Origin of the sequence: Ilumatobacter nonamiensis YM16-303, from assembly GCF_000350145.1 — a bacterium.
GTDB classification, from domain to species: domain Bacteria; phylum Actinomycetota; class Acidimicrobiia; order Acidimicrobiales; family Ilumatobacteraceae; genus Ilumatobacter_A; species Ilumatobacter_A nonamiensis.
The window spans coordinates 1-17,387 of record NZ_BAOL01000175.1 but is presented as its reverse complement, the minus strand read 5'-3'; the positions used below and the strand labels follow the sequence as shown (position 1 = coordinate 17,387).

The 17,387-nt window shown below is 66.8% G+C and carries 14 protein-coding genes; 4 read left to right on the top strand and 10 right to left on the bottom strand.

Annotation, left to right across the window (positions count from 1 at the left end):
- Positions 1-18 precede the first annotated feature (18 nt).
- The 4 genes from ON45_RS15695 to ON45_RS15680 are packed head-to-tail and all read right to left on the bottom strand — an operon-like array spanning position 19 to position 5,757.
- Complete coding sequence (locus ON45_RS15695) at positions 19-1,683, bottom strand: amidohydrolase (RefSeq protein ID WP_040494947.1); 1,665 nt, start codon at positions 1,681-1,683, stop codon at positions 19-21.
- Between the two features lie 53 nt (positions 1,684-1,736).
- Positions 1,737-4,298: an AMP-binding protein gene (locus tag ON45_RS15690; protein WP_051063173.1), complete on the bottom strand. Its 2,562-nt coding sequence runs from the start codon at positions 4,296-4,298 to the stop codon at positions 1,737-1,739.
- A 23-nt stretch (positions 4,299-4,321) separates the two neighbouring features.
- Positions 4,322-5,230, bottom strand: a complete 909-nt coding sequence (locus tag ON45_RS23160) for a hypothetical protein (protein ID WP_040494946.1) — start codon at positions 5,228-5,230, stop codon at positions 4,322-4,324.
- Positions 5,227-5,757 carry an RNA polymerase sigma factor gene (locus ON45_RS15680; protein ID WP_158412447.1) on the bottom strand — a complete coding sequence of 177 codons (531 nt, stop codon included), beginning with the start codon at positions 5,755-5,757 and terminating at the stop codon, positions 5,227-5,229. Before ON45_RS15680 ends, ON45_RS23160 begins: the two co-directional genes overlap by 4 nt.
- A gap of 218 nt (positions 5,758-5,975) precedes the next feature.
- Here ON45_RS15680 and ON45_RS15675 point away from each other — a divergent pair, with 218 nt between their 5' ends.
- Positions 5,976-7,226 carry a pyridoxal phosphate-dependent decarboxylase family protein gene (locus ON45_RS15675; RefSeq protein WP_051063171.1) on the top strand — a complete coding sequence of 417 codons (1,251 nt, stop codon included), beginning with the start codon at positions 5,976-5,978 and terminating at the stop codon, positions 7,224-7,226.
- A 33-nt stretch (positions 7,227-7,259) separates the two neighbouring features.
- Here ON45_RS15675 and ON45_RS15670 read toward each other — a convergent pair whose 3' ends face one another.
- Positions 7,260-8,804, bottom strand: coding sequence for an AMP-binding protein (locus ON45_RS15670; RefSeq protein ID WP_040494945.1), 1,545 nt, complete (start codon positions 8,802-8,804; stop codon positions 7,260-7,262).
- Positions 8,805-8,840: 36 nt separating this feature from the next.
- Positions 8,841-10,253 carry an amidase gene (locus ON45_RS15665; RefSeq protein WP_040494944.1) on the bottom strand — a complete coding sequence of 471 codons (1,413 nt, stop codon included), beginning with the start codon at positions 10,251-10,253 and terminating at the stop codon, positions 8,841-8,843.
- A 48-nt stretch (positions 10,254-10,301) separates the two neighbouring features.
- Between ON45_RS15665 and ON45_RS15660 the strand changes: the two genes are divergently transcribed.
- Both ON45_RS15660 and ON45_RS15655 read left to right on the top strand, forming a co-directional pair.
- Entirely contained in the window at positions 10,302-11,120 is an 819-nt protein-coding gene (locus tag ON45_RS15660) for an acyl-CoA thioesterase (RefSeq protein ID WP_040494951.1), read from the top strand.
- Between the two features lie 53 nt (positions 11,121-11,173).
- A complete protein-coding gene (locus ON45_RS15655; protein ID WP_040494943.1) occupies positions 11,174-12,157 on the top strand; it encodes an LLM class F420-dependent oxidoreductase in 984 nt (327 codons plus the stop codon).
- A gap of 14 nt (positions 12,158-12,171) precedes the next feature.
- Here ON45_RS15655 and ON45_RS15650 read toward each other — a convergent pair whose 3' ends face one another.
- The gene (locus ON45_RS15650) at positions 12,172-12,423 is read right to left on the bottom strand and encodes a hypothetical protein (RefSeq protein ID WP_040494942.1); all 252 of its coding nucleotides are present in this window, start codon (positions 12,421-12,423) and stop codon (positions 12,172-12,174) included.
- A 113-nt stretch (positions 12,424-12,536) separates the two neighbouring features.
- On the opposite strand from ON45_RS15650, the gene ON45_RS15645 reads away from it, so the two are divergent.
- Positions 12,537-13,493: a diadenylate cyclase gene (locus ON45_RS15645; RefSeq protein WP_040494941.1), complete on the top strand. Its 957-nt coding sequence runs from the start codon at positions 12,537-12,539 to the stop codon at positions 13,491-13,493.
- Between the two features lie 27 nt (positions 13,494-13,520).
- Here the strand turns inward: ON45_RS15645 and ON45_RS15640 are convergent, their stop codons facing one another.
- The 3 genes from ON45_RS15640 to ON45_RS15630 all read right to left on the bottom strand — a co-directional run bounded on the left by ON45_RS15640 (position 13,521) and on the right by ON45_RS15630 (position 17,339).
- Positions 13,521-14,267 carry an amino acid ABC transporter ATP-binding protein gene (locus tag ON45_RS15640; protein WP_040494950.1) on the bottom strand — a complete coding sequence of 249 codons (747 nt, stop codon included), beginning with the start codon at positions 14,265-14,267 and terminating at the stop codon, positions 13,521-13,523.
- A 99-nt stretch (positions 14,268-14,366) separates the two neighbouring features.
- Positions 14,367-16,112 (bottom strand): amino acid ABC transporter permease, encoded by a 1,746-nt coding sequence (locus ON45_RS21675; protein ID WP_051063169.1) that lies wholly within the window; start codon positions 16,110-16,112, stop codon positions 14,367-14,369.
- Positions 16,113-16,115: 3 nt separating this feature from the next.
- Positions 16,116-17,339: an amino acid ABC transporter permease gene (locus tag ON45_RS15630; RefSeq protein WP_083915053.1), complete on the bottom strand. Its 1,224-nt coding sequence runs from the start codon at positions 17,337-17,339 to the stop codon at positions 16,116-16,118.
- Positions 17,340-17,387: the final 48 nt, after the last annotated feature.

The following is a 17,387-nucleotide window of genomic DNA, read 5'->3' as shown; positions in this document are numbered from 1 at the left end:
GCTCCGTGCGCGAACTGTTCACGAGTTGGCGGGGTGGGGCTGTCCGCCGACGACCGTGCCCCACACGTCGATGTCCTTGATCGTCATCGGGTCGACCTCCAACGGGTCCTCGGCGAGCACCGTGAAGTCGGCCGCCTTCCCGCACTCGATCGATCCGAATTCATGGTCGAGATGGAGCTGGTACGCCGCGCCCAACGTGACCGCACGGAGTGCTGACTCCGCCGAGATCCGTTCGTCGGGCCCGAGGACACGGCCCGATGGCGTCACCCGGTTGACGGCGCACCACATCGTGTGGAGCTGGCCCAGAGGGGTGACGCTGGCATCGGAATGCATGGAGAACGACACGCCCTCGCGTTCGGCCGTCCGGCACGCTTCCATCCGGCGGGCCCGTTCCGGGCCGACCGTCAGATCATGATGCTGGTCCCCCCAGTACCAGATGTGGTTGGTGAAGATGTTGGCGCAGATGCCGAGCTTGGCCATCCGTCGGTACTGCGCCGCGGTGGTGAGCTGACAGTGCTGGACGGTGTGGCGATGATCGAGCCAGGGATGTTCGAGGATCAACTGCTCGACCGTGTCGATCCACAGGTCGATCGTGAGATCGCCGTTGCAATGCGTGTGGATGTTGATGCCCCGTTCGTGGAACGGGCGACAGAGGTCGAGCAGCTGCTCCGGGGCGGTCATCCACACGCCGTGATCGATGCCGGTGTAGTAGCCGGGCCACCCCATCTTGGCGGTGAACCCCTGGATCGATCCGTCGAGCAGCACCTTCAGCCCGGCGGTGCGGAGCTTGTCGGTGTCGGCCTCGCCGAGCGCGACGATCTGCTCGGCCGCTTCGGTCCAGTCGGTCGCACCCGGGGGCAACGCCGCGATGTGGCGTTGCAGGATGCGCGCCGGGTAGTCCGCACGATCGACGGTGTCGTGCCACAGCTGCTGTGACTCGGGGCGCTGGAGGCCCGCCGCTGCGAGGTCGGCGAGCATCGTGACGCCCTGGTTCGCGCAGATCTGGCCGAGCGTCTCGATCGACGCGGGGTCGTTCATCGCCCGCAGGATCTGCATCAGCGCCGACGACGCGAGCGAGATCGCCGGGATCTCCTGGAGTTCCCCGTTCGGTTCGCCGTCGGCGTCGCGTGCCACACCGACCGTGGTGGAGTCACGCGTGATGTCGTGTGCGGCGAGCATCGCCGAGTTGACCGTGGCCAGGTGGCCGCTCGCGTGGAACAGGAACACCGGACGATCGGTGTCGACCTGGTCGAGGTGATGGCGGGTCAATCGTTCCTCGTCGCGGAAATAGATCGGATCGAAGCCGATGGCGACGAGCGGATCGGAGTCCGCCGCGCCGCTGTCGCGCATCTCCGCGTCGATCTCGGAGATTCGCTCGATCAGTTCGCCGTAGGTGCGGATCCCCCGAACGGTCCCACCCAGTCGGTGACGGTCGAACCAGCCCACGTACGGGAGCCGGGCGAACGCCCCTTCGAAGCTGTGCGCGTGCGCCTCGATCATTCCCGGAACGAGGACGAGATCGGCGAAGCGCTCATCGATGTCGTGGGGTCCCCACGACATGCATTCGTCGAGCGACCCCGCCGCCAGGATCCGACCGTCGCGCACGGCGACCGCCTCGACGATCGCCTGCGATGGATCGAGCGTGACGATGCGGCGTGCGGTGTAGACGGTCGTGTCGGCCATCCCACCGAACGTACATGTCGAGTCGGCCGCGACTCAACGGCGACGGGCGAGCGTCAGGCGTGGACGAGTTCTGTCGACGGTGCGACGTCGCGAGACGCCGCCCGTGGTACTCGGACGAACCGTCGGGCCTCGACGAGGCGGGCCGTACACCATTCGGCCACCGCCCAGACCCCCACACCGGCGGCGATCGTGCCGGCATACGCGACCGGAAGCACGAACCAGTCGGTGAGAATCGGCCAGATCGTGAAGTGGCTGATCAGGATCCACATGCTCGCCGAGGCAACGAGCGCGATCGGTCGGACGGCGATCCGTGGCATCGGGATCTCGCGGCTCCAGGTGAGCGCGATCAGACACGTCGCGATGAACCATTCCCGCGGCGGATAGTTGAAGAAGCCGGGGATGAGCGCCACGCACAATGCGGTGGTCACGACCCGTCGCAGCGGTGTGTTCGACCGTTGCACCAGCCAGCCGAGCGCGAAGAACCAGGCGATGCCGTGGGTCCGGAATCGCAGGTTGTACCAGTCCCCGAGCCAGGCCCATTCCCAGCGGAGGACGAGGAGCGCCGCCAGCAACGCCAGTGGGAACGCATACGGGAACCGGCGCTCCACGCGGCGGACGGCGGGAATCGCGAGGAGCAGGGTCGTCAGCAGGATGACGTGGACGAACACCTCGATGAACCAGAAATGCCAGTGGTCGCCGCCGTGCGATCTCGGGCCGATGTAGTTGTTGACGAGGAACAACGTCCCGATGCCGTACGTGGCGCCCGTCGCGACCAGTCCGACCGCCACCCACAACACCGTGGGGATCGCGACGCGGCCGACCGTCCGGAGCCCGGCGCGGACCCGTGCCGTGGTCGACTCGATGGGCATCATGAATCGGGCCAGGTTGAAGCCGACGACCGCGAGCAGGAGGTGCGCGCCGCCGGGGACGAACTTCAGTCGCATGTGGGTCGCGACGACGGCGCAGATGGCGATGGTGCGCAACAGAACGGTGGTGTCCATGCGTGCCCATCGGCGCGGCGCTCGCGGGGTGAGCGATTCGAGTTCGGAGACCGGAAGCATGTGCCAGTCCTTCGGAAGCGTCCCGAGCATGCGTTCGAGTCGGATCGAGCACTCGACGTAGCTGAGCGAGTCGCCTCCGAGCGAGACGAATGTGTCGTCGGGACCGACACCGGGACGATCCAGCACAGCGCACAGCGTCGCCGCGACGGAGGAACCGGGATCGGTGGGCGATGTGTCCGGCGCCAGCGCCGTGACCGCCGCATAGTCGACTTTTCCGGCCGACGTGCGGGGCACCTCGTGGTCGACGTTCACCGAGATGCGACTCGCGGGGAGTCCGGTCAGGTTGCCGACAGCGGCGGCCACGTCTCGAGAGCGGGCCCCGGGCGCCACGACGACGAGTCGTCGGTCGTCACCGCCGACGGCGACGCCGTTGGGCATTCGGACGTCCTGCGGCAGCGATGATTCGACGCGCGCGAGATCCACGCGGACACCGAACGGCTTCACGAACCGTGACTTCCGCCCGATGATCTCGTAGACGCCGTCGTCGGCGTGGAACCGAGCGATGTCACCGGTCGCGAGTTCTTCGATGTCACCGCCTCGTCCGAGGTCCGCGTGGGTTTCGGCGTAGCCGAGCATCACGTTCGGGCCGCGGTAGATCAGTTCGCCGACATCGTCCGCCTCCGGCCGCTCGAGATCGGCGTCGTGACGGAGCGAGAACTCGCCACCGGGAATCGCGACGCCGATGGCGTCAGGGCGGTGCCGTGCCAGCTCCGGAGGGAGGAACGCCATCCGTGCGGTCGCTTCGGTCTGTCCGTACATCACGAAGAACTCGGCATCCCAGTCGTCGGCGCGGTGCGTCCACCGTCGGACATCGTCGGGTGCGAGGCGCCCACCCGCCTGGGTGATGATGCGCATCGACGGAGTGTCGAGCAGCTGCGGATCGGCTTGTTCCAGCATCTCGAACGTGTGCGGCACGCCCGCGACGTCGGTCACCCGGTGCTCGTACAGCGCACGACGGAAACAGGGGTCGACGACCGAGGCGGTGGTGAGCACGACCGACGCGCCCGCGGCGAGGTGGGAGTGCAGGATCGACAGTCCGTAGCAGTAGTGCAACGGCAACGTGGTGATACCGCGGTCGTCGGGCCCGAGGCCGAGGTACTCGCCGATCGCCCGTGCGTTGCTCGACAGGTTCGACTGTGACAGGCGGACCAGCTTCGGGCTGCCGGTGGACCCCGACGTGCTCAACAGGAGCGCGAGGTCGTGGTGGAGGTCGATTGCCGGGGCGACGCGGTGGTCGATCTCGACGCCGTCGGCCGATGCAGTGATGACCGCCGCCGGATCCCACGCGTCCGCCAATGCGTCGACGTGGTCTCCGGCGAGCAGCGGGACATGACCGGCGTCGAGGAGGGCGAGATAGGTCACGACGTAGTCGAGCGTCCGATCGCCGGTGAGGATCACGAGCGAGCGTTCGTTCAGTCCGATGTCGTCCCGGCGAACTCGGACCTGGTCGAACAGCTCGGCGTAGGTGACCGTCTGCTGGCCGTCGATCAGCGCGATCCGGTCCGCCTGCTGCGAGATGGTGGAGATGTCGTCGATGAATCGATGCGCCACCATCCGCCCGATGTTAGGGACACCTACTATTCGGACACAACTCGCTCGGGCGTCGGTTCCTGCTGCGCATCGACGAAACGTTCGGTATTGATCGCGTAGAGACTCAGAATCTCCGGGTTCACGTCGACCGTGAAGTCGAACATCACTCGAGCGTCGGCGGGATGATGTTCGGACACCCAGGCCCGGAACGGTCGGTACACCGCCTGGGACCATTGCGATTGCCACTTGCCGTACTCGTCGTGAAGGGCGGTGATCCCGTCGTCGCCGAATCGCACGATGAACGTGCCGGCAATCGGTTCGACGCCCATGGCTTCGGACCAGGCGTTCCGTGCGGTCGCGCTGCACTCGATCTTCTCGGAGTCCCCGATCTCGCATTCCGTCAAGTTCCAGTGCCATCCGACGGTCTCGTACCAGTCGAACCGGCCTTCGAGCGTCTGCGCCCGGCTGTCCGGAAGAGCGGCATCGGGGTCGGGCAGCGCCGAGTTCGTGAGGCTCGAGACGCCGGTTTCGTCACCGGCCTCCAACGCCTCCCAGTAGGCCGTCGCGATGGCGAGCTGGACCGCTGTCGTGTCGTTCGAGGACGAGCCCCCCGCCTCGGCCGCGTCGGTCTCGGCCGAGGAGCGAGCGGCGCTGTCGGGCGTGCGCGGTGTCGTCGACGATGCAGGTTGGTCGGCGGGCGCAGGCTGATCGACGTCGCGGATCGTCGTGACGACGAGCGACACGACGAGTGCAACCGCGGCGGCGACCCCGGTCACGAGCGCCCATGGTGCACGCGGTTCGTCTGCGGTTTCGCTGAGGTCGAGCGGTTTGGGATCGTCCTGGGATGTCGCCATCGGAGTGAACTCGATCTGGACGTTGTCCGAACCGTCGCTCCGGGTCGGGTTCGTGGCGGCGAAGAGCTGGGCGACCTCGTCGTCGGTGTGTGCGTGACTCACGACGGTGAACCCTCCTTCGATTCGTTCGTCGGGCGCGCCCAGCTGCTCGGCTGGCTTTCGAGGCGTCGGAACTCGTCGGCGAGCCGCCGTCTGGCTCGGCTGGCGCGTTGGCGCGCCGCGTCAGCGCTCACGCCGAGGGCGGTGCCCGCATCCGCAGCGGACAGTTCCTCCCACAGTGTGAGTCGCAGAACTTCCTGGTCCTCCTCGGCGAGGCTCGCGGCCGCTGCGAGCACCCGGCGACGTTCGTCGTCCTCGATCAGTTCGTCGTCGAGGGAACCGACGGAACGGTCCGCCGTCGTCTCGAGCCGCGTACGCAGTCGTGCGATTCGTCCGTTCGTGCGCCACGACTGCTGGATCACCCGGTACGCCACCCCGTACAGCCATGGCAGGATCGCGTCAGCCTCGGGAGCGAGGTCGATCTTCCGCCAGGCGACGGCGAAGGTGTCGTTCACGACGTCGTCGACCGAACCGTGGTCGACGCGTCGAGCGCAGTAGCGCCGGATCGGCATCTCGAAGGTCGCGAACATGTGGTCGAACCTGGCTCGAGCAGTGTCCATCGTGTCGTTCCCCATCATCCTTCAACTCGCGTACTCCCGCACTGCCGAGAACGTGACCGAATTCCTTCCACCTGGACCCGTGGCGAAGACGTTCTCCATCCTCCCGGACTGCGGTCGTGGGATCCAGCGCCAGCGTTCGAGCGGCCGAACATGCGCACGTGGACCCGCGCCCGTGCGAGACTCGACCGATGGATGCATTGGGGCAGCAGGGTCGCTCGGTCGACGACGTCATCGCCGACCTGACGGAGAAGCGCGCGAACGACGTCCGCTGGTCGGATGGCAAGACCTTCGGCATGGTCTACGACGGCGGGCCGTCGGTTCATGCCGTCGCCGAGGAGGCCGCCCGTCTGTACCTCCACGAGAACGCGCTGAACACTCAGGCGTTCCCATCGCTCGCCGCGATCCAGCGCGAGGTCGTCGGGTGGACGGCGTCACTGCTGCACGGCGATGATGACGTCGCCGGGTTCCTCACCAGCGGCGGAACGGAATCGATCCTGTGCGCGGTGCTCGCGGCTCGGGAGCGGGCATCGGCGGAGCGCGGCATCACCGAACCCGAGATCGTGCTCGCCGAGACGGCGCACGCGGCGTTCCACAAGGCCGCGCACAACTTCGGTCTGACGGTCCGCAAGGCTCCGGTGCGGCCGGACTTCACCGCCGACGTCGATGCGATGGCGCAGATGGTGAACGAGAACACCGCGATCGTGGTCGGTTCGGCGCCGCAGTACCCGCAAGGCGTGCAGGACGACATCGTCGCGATCGCGGCGCTCGCCGCCTCGGTCGGTGCGAACTGCCACGTCGACGCGTGCATGGGCGGTTTCGTGCTTCCGTTCGCGGAGCGACTGGGGCGCGACGTCACACCGTGGGATTTCCGGGTCGACGGGGTCACGACGATTTCGGCCGACATCCACAAACTCGGCTACGCCCCGAAGGGGGTGTCGGTGATCCTGCATCGCACGAAGCAGTCCCGCAGCTACCAGACGTTCGTGTTCGACGACTGGCTCGGCGGGTTCTACGCCTCGCCGAACATGCAGGGGACTCGGTCGGGGCTGCCGATGGCGTGTGCGTGGGCGGTCATGCAGCACCTCGGCATCGATGGGTATGTCGAACTGACCCGCCAGACGTTGATCAACGCCGACCGGATGCGTGCCGGGATCATGGCGATCGACGGACTCCGGGTGTTGGGCGACGGCCAGTTCCATCTCGTCGCGATGGCGGCCGAGGAGGGGAGTGGGATCGACGCATTTGCGCTCGGCGACGCGCTGCTGAAACGCGGCTGGTACCACGATCGGCAGGCGCCGCCCGACAATCTTCACTCGACGGTCAGCAACACCAACACCGGCGTCATCGACGACTATCTGGTCGATCTCGAGGAGTGCGTTGCCGAGATCACCGGTACCACGACCGACGACCGCAGCACCACCTACGCCACCCTCGAATAGACGCGCGTTTGGTGACAGGCACCAACGCGCAGGTCAGTTGATCTGGCGGGTGGTGTCGGACCAGAAGGGCTCGCGGAGCTTGAACTTCTGCAGCTTGCCGGTGGCGGTGCGAGCGAGCTCGTCGCGGAACTCGACCCGCTTCGGGCACTTGTAGCCCGCGAGCAATCCTTTCGCGTGGGCGATCAGCCCGGCTTCGTTCAAGTCACTTCCCGGCGTGGTCACGACGAGTGCCGTGACGAGTTCTCCCCACTTCTCGTCGGGGATGCCGATCACCGCGACCTCGGTGACGTCGGGGTGCTGGAAGATCGCGTCCTCGACCTCGATCGACGACACGTTCTCGCCGCCGGAGATGATCACGTCCTTCTTGCGGTCGGAGATCACGACGTACTGATCGTCGTCGATCGTGCCGCCGTCGCCGGTGTGGAAGAACCCGTCGCGGATTGCCGCCTCGGTCTGCTCGGGCTGCTCCCAGTAGCCCTCCATCACCGTGTTGCTCCGCGCCAGGATCTCGCCCTCGTCGTCGACCGCCATCGTGGTGCCGAAACTCGGAGCGCCGGCGCGCGACAGCTTCTGCGCCCGGTCGAACGGTGAGAGATCGTCGAACTCCTCGCGGTTCCGGTTGATCGTGATCAGCGGGGCGGTCTCGGTCAACCCGTAGATCTGGACGAATTCCCAACCGAGTTCGACCTCGGTCCGTTCGATCGTCTTCGTCGGCGGGGGAGCGCCCGCGACAACGATGCGGACGCGGTCGCGACCCGGAACTTCCTTGCCGTCCGCCGTGAGTTCGGCGGCCGCGTCGAGGACGGCGTTGAGGACGGCCGGCGCGCCGCAGATCAGGGTCACGCCCTGTTCCTCGACCCGCCGGAGGATCTCGTGGCCGTCGATCTTGCGGATGATGACGTGGCGGCCACCCATCGCCGACACGGCGTAGAGCATTCCCCAGCCGTTGCAGTGGAACTGCGGCAGGGTGTGGAGGTAGACGTCGCGATCCGACACGCCCATGTGCCAACCGAAGGTCGTCGCGTTGATCCAGACGTTGCGGTGCGTGAGCTGCACGCCCTTCGGCCGAGCGGTCGTTCCCGAGGTGTAGTTGATCGTGGCGGTCGCGTCCTCGTCGGCCTCCCACGGCACCGGTTCGGTGTCGAACTTCATGAGCACGGCGTCGCTCTCGGCGCCGATGATCAGCTTGCGTTCGCAGTCGACATCGGCGAGCGCGTCGGCCAGCTCCGGGTCGACGAGCAGGATGCGCGCGCCGGAGTGCTCGACGATGTAGCGCACCTCGGCGGCGACGAGTCGGAAGTTGATCGGCACGAGAACTCGTCCCGAGCCCGAGACCCCGAACAGGGCGGTCAGCAGCCGCGCCGAGTTGTGGCTGACCATCGCGACCCGCTCGCCGACCCCGATGCCGAGTTCGTCCAAGCCCGCGGCCATCGCCCGCGCCCGACGCGCCATCTCGCGATAGTCGATCGAACCCCAACTTTCGGCGGGCTGGTCGGGCTCGTCGACGACGGCCACCCGATCGGGGTAGACCAGCTCGGCTCGGCGGAGGAAATCGTTGACGGTGAGTGCGACCTTCATGGTCCCTCACCGTAAACGCGCGTGACGTCGTTCACATCACGCACTGGTGGTCCTCGGAGCGACGAGCGGCCACGGTCGATTCCGTTCCATCGTGAGGGCGAGGTCGAGCAGCAGCGGTTCGGAGAAGTGCCGACCGACGATCTGGAGGCCGATCGGCAGTCCATCGACGTGACCCGCCGGCACGGAGATCGCCGGATTCCCGTGAAGGTTGGCGGGGAAGGTGAGGCGTCCGTTGTTGCCGGCGCCGGCCTCGATCCCGCCGAAGGACGACGCAAGTGGTCCCTCGGCATCGAACGCGATGTCAGGATTCGATGCGGTGATCACGAAGTCGACCCCGTCGTGGCGATCGAAGATCCTCGCCATCGCTTCGTTGACCTCCATCCGCTTCCGTTCGATCCGAGCCCGGCCCTCTTCGCCGTACTTTCCCTCGCTCGAGGTGAGTCCGTAGGCCATCTCGGGGGTCAGTTGATCGAGACAGTCCGGAAGGCGGTCACCGAGCAGGGCGCGGATCTCGATCATTCCCGAGATCGACCACGCGCCTCCCATCCGTGGCACGTGGGTGTCGACGCCATCGGTGCGGACCATCCTGCAGTCGTCGATCAGGTTCGCCGCAGCCTCGTCCAACAACTCCCACATGATCGGCGACACGACGGCGCCGCCCCAGTCGTGGACCACGGCGACCCTGCATCCGGCGAGATCTTCGGCGTGCGATCCGAGACCGGCCTCCCAGCCGTCGACACGCGGCAGGCTCAACGGGTCCGTCGGATCGTGTCCGTTCGTGACGTCGAACCACCGGGCGGTGTCGCGCACGGAGCGGGTGAGACACCCGGTGGTCACCGTCAGGTTGCCGTACGTGGTCCTCGGCCCGAGCGGGATCCGTCCGAACGTCGCCTTGAGTCCGACGAGCCCGGTGAACCCGGCGGGAATGCGAATCGACCCGCCACCGTCGCCACCGGTCGCGATCGGAAGAACCCCTCCCGCAACGGCCGCCGCCGACCCACCTGACGAACCGCCGGGTGTGTGGGCGGTGTCCCACGGATTGTGGGTGGCGCCGTGGAGCACCGTGCGGGTGAGATTCACCCCGCCGAACTCGCTCGACGTGGTCTGCGCGGCGAGCACCGCGCCGCCACGATCCACGATCCGCTGCACGTTGGTCGTCGTGACCTCCCCGACGTCGTCCTTGAACGGGACGGACGCGTGATCGTGCGGCCACCCGGCGACCTCGTTCAGCGACTTCACCCCGACCGGCACACCACCGAACGGCTTCGACACGTCCGCGCCCGCCGCCGCAGAGCGGGCGGCATCGCGGTCGGTGAAGCACACGGCGTTCAAGTCGCTGGAGTCGATCGCGGCGTAGACCGCGTCGAGTTCCTCGACGGGACTCCGGTCGCCGGCGCGGAACGCCTCGACCAATCCGACCGCGTCGCCCTGCCAGGTGTCGTTGCTCATGTGTGGACGGTACCGAACCCGTCGCGGGCGATCTACCATCGCCCGGGCATGGACTCACGGACGTTTCTCGGGCTCGAACCGACCCACAATCGGTTCCGGTGGAAGTTGCCGGTCACGCGGAAGATCTCGGTCGGTGCGGGCTTCCTGTTCGGTGGGTGTGGACTGGCCGCGGCGATCTCGGCGTTGGAAGGAACGTCGGGGCGACAGTGCGTGTGGGCCACGTCGCAGTACCTGTCGTATGCGAGTCCCGGCGAGGTCGTCGACATCGACGTGACCATCGCCGTCGAAGGCCACGCGATCACGCAGGCCCGAGCGGTGTGCCACGTCGCGGACCGCGAGATTCTCACGGTCAACGCGGCCCTGGGCGATCGGCCGATCGACGAGCGCGGTCAGTGGGAGACGTTGCCGGACGGGTTGCCGTCGCCCGACACGTTGCCGCCGCGCCCCGTGAGCGACGAGAGCCTCGGCACGATCACCGAGAAGCTCGATCAACGGATGGTGAAGGGTGTCGAGTGGGAGGAACTCGCGCTCGAGACGTCCGAGGCGGTGCAGGGAGACGGCCAGACCCTGATGTGGGCGCGGATCCCCGACGTGATCGCCGACGTCGATGCGACGACGCTCGCGATCCTCGGCGACTTCGTTCCGATGGGTGTCGGTCAGGCGCTCGGGCGACGCGGTGGTGGGAACAGTCTCGACAACACGTTGCGGGTGTGCCGGACGGTGCCGACCGATTGGGTCCTGATGGACATTCGTGTCCACGCGGTCGAGCGAGGGTTCGCCCACGGGCTCGTCCAGATGTTCGCCGAGGACGGAACCCTCCTCGCGACCGCGAGCCAGTCGGTGATCGTCCGTTTCTGGAAGGGTTGAGCTTCCGGAGGCCTGAATCGGTCGAGGATCGTGCGCCTGCGTAAGGTCGGCGGATGGCCCATCCCACTCGTCCCGGCATGACCGTCCCGCTTCCCGGGCCGCTGCACTCCCACGAAGCGAAGCTTCACGAACTGGCCGATTTCGGCTACACCGACATCTGGTCGGCCGAAGCCGACGGCGCAGATGCGTTCACTCCGTTGGCGATGGCCGCTGCGTGGGAGCCACGTCTCCGTCTGGGAACTGCCATCGTTCCGGCCTACACCCGCTCGCCGGCGCTGTTCGCGCAGAGCGTCGCCTCGCTGGCCGACGCGGCGCCCGGACGGTTCGCGATCGGCATCGGCTCGTCGAGCAACGTGATCGTCGAGCGCTGGAACGGGATCCCGTTCGAGGAGCCGTACAAGAAGGTGCGCGATGTCGTGCGATTCCTCCACGACTCGCTCGATGGCGAGAAGGTGAAGAAGTCGTATGACACCTTCGAGGTCAACGGCTTCCGCTTGGGCGTGCGGCCGGAGCAGAAGCCGCCGATCCTGGTGGCGGCGCTGCGAGAGGGGATGCTGCGGCTCGCCGGGCGCGAGGCCGACGGAGCCATCATCAACTGGCTGTCGGCCGACGACGTGACCCGGGTCGCCGGAATCGTCGATGACGCCGGCGGGGGAGATGACAAGGAGATCGTCTGCCGGATCTTCTGCTGTCCGAGTGAGAACGCCGACGTCGTTCGGGCCTCGGCCCGCTTCGCGATCGCGGCCTACCTGAATGTCCCCGTGTATGCAGCATTCCACGAGTGGATGGGTCGCGGCGAGGCGCTGCACGGAATGTGGGAGGCGTGGAAGGCCGGCGACCGCAAGGCGGCGTTGGCGGAGATCCCCGACGAAGTCGTCGACGACCTGATCGTGCACGGCTCTCCGGCCGAATGCCGGGCGAAGATCCAGTCGTACTTCGACAACGGCGTGACGACGAGCTCGCTCGCCATTCTCCCGTTGGACCCCGACCTCGATCACTGGCAGGCCGTCCGCGACCTCGCGCCGAGCGCTGGCTGAACCGGCGACGCCGGTCAGGCGGCGTGCGGCCGGCGGGGCGGAAGGCGACGCACGTCTTCGGCGTCGCGCTCGGCCTGCGACTGCGCCAGCTGACGGCGGATCTCCGCGACGTGGGCGAGCCCACGCTTGCGGGTGGTGGCGCTCAACCGGAACCGGGCGTGCGCCGACGACGGCTTCAACTCGGTGGATTCGGGCACCGTCAGCAGTGCGAGCTGCTGGGCGCCGGGGGTCTCGATGCGCTCGATGTGAGTGACGGTGTTGTTCATGTGACCATCATGCGCATGGGGGTGTCACAGGGTTTCCGGTCGACGATGCGGGCGACCTCCGGCGGCGACCACGGCGCTCGGAGCCGGTCGATTGCGGAAGTAGATTGGACCGGGTGACGACGCTGACGCGAGCCCACGAGCGGCTGCGCGAGGAACTTGCCGATTCCGGGGTGACGCTTCCGGGTGCGCCCGACGAGGTCGACCTGCTGCTCACCGAACTCGAGTACGCGTGGCGACCCCCGGTGTTCGAGAACCGGTCCCTCGTGTACGGCTCCTTCGTCCTGCCAGGGGAGCGGTCGCTGATCCAGATCGACAACCTCGTGGAACTGCTCGACATGGACATGTCCGTCGACCAGGCGCGTCGCTTCTCGGACGGTCGCTCGTCATTCATCGTTCGTCGAGCCGACGGCAGCACGCAGCTGGCGTGTTTCCGCCGCACGATTCAGTACGAAGCCGACCTCGCCGAGATCGAACAGTCGACGGGCGCGGCGATCGTCCAGCGCACCGTGATGGGCGTGACCAGGGTGTTCACCCCGACCGGCGTGGTCGAATGGAACGGTCATCGCTGGCGTCACCGGCCATCCGCGCGGGTGTACCTCCCGTCGGTCCGTACGGCCGTCCCGGAGGCGCCGCGCTCACTTCTGCTCGGACTGCTCGACATCGCCGTGCACTGGCTGAGTCCGGCGCGCATCGGCGCGACCTTCCTGCTCGATCTCAACCCGCAGGAGCACGACGATCATGGGCTCGACCTGTCCGCGGCGCTTCCCTCGCCGAACCTGTCGGTTCTCCAGCGGCACCACTATCCGGCCCTCTTCGCAGTCCTGGGCCAGACCGACCTGGCGACGCTGGTGTCCGCCGACGGCGACATCGGCATGTTGGGCGTCGGTCTGCGGAGTTCGATCGCGTCGGAGTCGGCGATCCACCTCGACGCGGGAATGCGTCATCGCTCGGCGGCGCGGTACACCTGGGACCACGACCACACGGTGGCATTCGTCGTCAGCGAGGACGGTCCGGTCACCCTCTTCCGCCATGGCAAGCCGATCGCCGTCTGCCTCGGCGTCCCCGACTGACGGCCCAAGCGATCGACCAGGGCGGAATTACAGGATCTGAGACAGGAAGAGCTGCGTACGTTCTTCCTGCGGATTCTCGAAGAAGTGTTCGGGCGTGCCGACCTCGACGACCTGGCCGTCGGCCATGAACACGACGCGGTCGGCGACCTCGCGGGCGAACCCCATCTCGTGGGTGACGCAGATCATCGTCATCCCTTCCTCGGCGAGGTCCTTCATCGTGTCGAGGACCTCTTTGATCATCTCCGGGTCGAGTGCCGAGGTCGGTTCGTCGAAGAGCATCACCTTCGGCCGCATCGCGAGCGACCGGGCGATCGCGACCCGCTGCTGCTGACCGCCGGACAACTGACCGGGGAACTTGCGAGCCTGATCGGGGATCTTGACCCGCTCGAGCAATTCCATCGCCGTCGCCTCCGCATCGGCCTTCGGTTCCTTGCGGACCTGACGCGGGGCGAGGGTGATGTTCTCCAGGACGGTCAGGTGCGGGAACAGATTGAAGCTCTGGAACACCATGCCGGTCTCGCGGCGGATCTCCTGGATGTTGCGGATGTCGTCGCCCAACTCGACGCCGTCGACCACGATCCGCCCACGGTCGTGCTTCTCCAGCCGGTTGACGCAACGGATGAGCGTCGACTTTCCGGAGCCCGACGGACCGATCACGACCACGACTTCCTGCTTGCCGACGCGCATGTTGATGTCCTTCAGCGCCTGGAACTGGCCGAAGAACTTGTCGACGCCAGTGACCTCGATCATCACCTCACCGGACGCACCCAGCATCTGCGTCGCGTCGGCGAAGACCGCGGCGTCGGAAGCGGTGGCGGCGGTTTCCGCTGCGGGTTGGTCGCTCATGAGGATTCCTTCCGGTTGTGCACGGGGTCATCGGTTCCCGGTGTCGAGACGGCGTTCGAGGCGTTGGCTCTCGCGCGACATGGTGAACGAGATCGCCCAGAAGCCGAAGGCGACGTAGACGAGCGTCTCGGCGATGCCGAAGCCACGGAACGCGGTCTGTGCATGGACGATGTCCCGCACGCCCAGGAACTCGGGGATCCCGATGAACGACAGGAGGCTCGTGTCCTTGAACAGCGAGATGAACTGACCGACCATCGCCGGGATGACCGCCTTCAGCGCCTGCGGGAGCACGAGCAGCCTGGTGATCGCGGCCGGCGACATGCCCATCGCCTGACCTGCTTCGGTCTGCCCCTTGGGGACCGCCTGGAGGCCGCCGCGCACGATCTCGGCGATGTAGGCCGACGAGAACATCGTGAACACGATGATCGATTTCGTCACCAGCGGCAGGTTCTGACCGTTGAGGAAGAAGCCGATGAACAGCTGGGCCATGAAGAGCAGGGTGATCAGTGGAACACCGCGGAAGATCTCGATGTATGCCGTGCACATGAACCGGAGCACCGGCAGTGATGAGCGGCGACCGAGTGCGAGCAACAGGCCGATCGGGAACGCGAGGATCGTGGTCGCCGCGGCCGCGGTGATGTTCAGCTGGAGGCCGCCCCATTCGTCCCAGTCGATTCCGGGTAGGTCGATGAATCGGCCGATCTGCCAGGCGGCCACCGCGACCACGGTCAGCGCTCCGATGCGGACACCGGTGGCGGCCTCTCCACGCACGGCTGCGGCCACTCCTGCGAGGACGAGCGCGAGGACGAGGACGGTGTCGAGTCCGAACCCGGACATCGTGTAGAGCAGGAACGCCGACGCCGCACAGAGGATCGATCCGATCCAGCCGGCCGCCACCGGCAAGCTGTCCGAGCGTTCCTCGACGAGGTACAGGATGACCGGAGCCAATGACCCGGTCACGAACAACCACATCAGACCTTCGGTGCCGCTGAGTGTCATGAAACCGGCGGACCCGACGAGCAGGCCCGCGCTCAGCGCCAGGGCGGGGATGTGGAGGAACCGCACCAGCGCCAGCAGGACGGCCAACGCGGCGGCGATCGTGTACGCCCCCTGGTTGTTGAGGTCGGGAACGAGGCTGAGCACGGCACCGGCGAACGCGAACGGGGCGAGCGGCAGGATCTTCAGCAGGATCCCGGTGATCCCGGACTTCATGCGGATCGTGGAGGCGTACCCGACGAAGGCGGCGAGGAAGAAGCCGATCAACAGCAACCACGGGTCGAGCGTGCGCACGCCGACCACCATCGAGAAGAGGATGAATGCGGCGAGTCCCCAGTAGATCCCGGCGATCTCACGGATCGACGTCTTCGGTCGCGTCAGCCCGGCCCGTTCTGCAGTGTCGAGCGAGCGTTCGCGAACCCATCCGATGAGCAGTCCGCCGGCGCCACCGATCAGGAGCGCGTGGACGACCAGTCGGGTCCGCTCGCTGCGGGGGAACAAACCGATCATGAACAGTTCGAGGTTGGCGCGCACCGGCTCCCAGCGCGCCGTCTGGAGGACGAACTTGCCGGCGCGGTACCCGAGGTACAGCGCGATCAGGCCGAACACGATCGTGAAGATCGTCGAGAAGATCGATCCGAACAGGTTGGCCTTCAGCCATTCCTTCGGTGTCTGGTCTCCGTGCCGCGGCGCGTCGGCTTCGGCCAGACTGTGCATGATGTCGCCGCCGCCGTCCTGCGGTGCGACGGTGTAGCCCCATTCTCCTGCTGCACCCATGATCTATCTCCCCGCCAGTTGGAGTCGTCGGTTCACGATGTTCAAGACGAGCGAGATGAACAGGGAGAACGAGAGGTAGATCCCCATCAGGATCAGGATCATCTGCGGTGACGGTTGGTCGTTGCCGATCGCCGTGCGGGTCAGCGAGGTGACGTCGGGATAGGCCACGGCGACAGCCAGCGACGTGTTCTTCGTGAGGTTGAGGAACTGGTTGATGATCGGTGGAATCGCGATGCGTGCCGCCTGGGGAAGCACCACGAACCGATAGCGCTGGAAGCCCGACAGGGCCAGCGCGTTGGCGGCTTCGTTCTGTCCTTTGGGAACAGCGAGGATCGAACCGCGCACGATCTCGGCGACGTGGCTGGCGGTGTACAGCGCGAGCGCCAGCGTCAGCGAGACGTAGCCGTCGTTCGTCGACAGTCCGCCTTCGATCAGACGTCCGCTCTCGGAAACGGAGGGGAACGACGGCGTGAGCGGTTGGCCGAGCAGCAACCATGCCGCGCCGCCGAGGATGAAGAAGGTGCCGAGCGAGTAGAGCACCCGATGGTGTGGTTCGCCGGTCCGGACGTTGACCTTCGTCCTCCAGCGCCACACGAAGGCGGCGATGACGAACGCGATCAGCAGCATGAACCAGAACGCGCCGCTGTTGTCGCCGGTCGCAACCGACGGCAGCCCGAGGCGGGTCTTGCTGTAGATCAGAAAGTTGGAGTCGGTGCCGGGGACCTTGATCTGGCCCGGCGGATTGGCGGGATTGAAGAGGGGGAAGCGGCCGAACGTGAAGACCGCGAAACCGAAGAAGATGATGACGACGACCGGCGGGATGTTGCGGAGCGTCTCCACGTAGAACGTCGCGAGTTTGCGGACGATCCAGTTGTTGGACAGGCGGGCGACGCCGATGACGGTGCCGAGGACGATCGCGAGAGCGATGCCGACCGATGCGACCGCGGCGGTGTTCTTGATGCCGTTGAGCAGCAGGACCCGGATCGACGAGTTCGGGTCGAAACTGGAGTCCCGGATCTGGAATCTGGCGGGGGAGTCGAGGAAGTCGAAGTCGGTGTCGATGCCGACCGCGTCGAGGTTGCGGGTGAGGTTGTTGAACAACCAGCGAATCGCGATGACCACGACGACGACGGCGGCGATCTGCGCGACGACGCGCAGCACCCTGACGTTGCGCCAGAACGGCGGCCGGGTGGACGTCGGTTCAGACGTCGAGATGGTGTTCGTCACGCAGTGGTTCCCCCTGGATCGTCACGGGCCGACCCGCGTGTGCGGGTC

Excerpts from the sequence above, each read along its gene's own strand:
- ON45_RS15695 (WP_040494947.1), bottom strand. The coding sequence starts at position 1,683 with ATGGCCGACACGACCGTCTACACCGCACGCCGCATCGTCACGCTCGAT.
- ON45_RS15690 (WP_051063173.1), bottom strand. The coding sequence starts at position 4,298 with ATGGTGGCGCATCGATTCATCGACGACATCTCCACCATCTCGCAGCAG.
- ON45_RS15680 (WP_158412447.1), bottom strand. The coding sequence starts at position 5,757 with ATGTTCGCGACCTTCGAGATGCCGATCCGGCGCTACTGCGCTCGACGC.
- ON45_RS15675 (WP_051063171.1), top strand. The coding sequence starts at position 5,976 with ATGGATGCATTGGGGCAGCAGGGTCGCTCGGTCGACGACGTCATCGCC.
- ON45_RS15670 (WP_040494945.1), bottom strand. The coding sequence starts at position 8,804 with ATGAAGGTCGCACTCACCGTCAACGATTTCCTCCGCCGAGCCGAGCTG.
- ON45_RS15665 (WP_040494944.1), bottom strand. The coding sequence starts at position 10,253 with ATGAGCAACGACACCTGGCAGGGCGACGCGGTCGGATTGGTCGAGGCG.
- ON45_RS15660 (WP_040494951.1), top strand. The coding sequence starts at position 10,302 with ATGGACTCACGGACGTTTCTCGGGCTCGAACCGACCCACAATCGGTTC.
- ON45_RS15655 (WP_040494943.1), top strand. The coding sequence starts at position 11,174 with ATGGCCCATCCCACTCGTCCCGGCATGACCGTCCCGCTTCCCGGGCCG.
- ON45_RS15650 (WP_040494942.1), bottom strand. The coding sequence starts at position 12,423 with ATGAACAACACCGTCACTCACATCGAGCGCATCGAGACCCCCGGCGCC.
- ON45_RS15640 (WP_040494950.1), bottom strand. The coding sequence starts at position 14,267 with ATGCTGGGTGCGTCCGGTGAGGTGATGATCGAGGTCACTGGCGTCGAC.
- ON45_RS21675 (WP_051063169.1), bottom strand. The coding sequence starts at position 16,112 with ATGGGTGCAGCAGGAGAATGGGGCTACACCGTCGCACCGCAGGACGGC.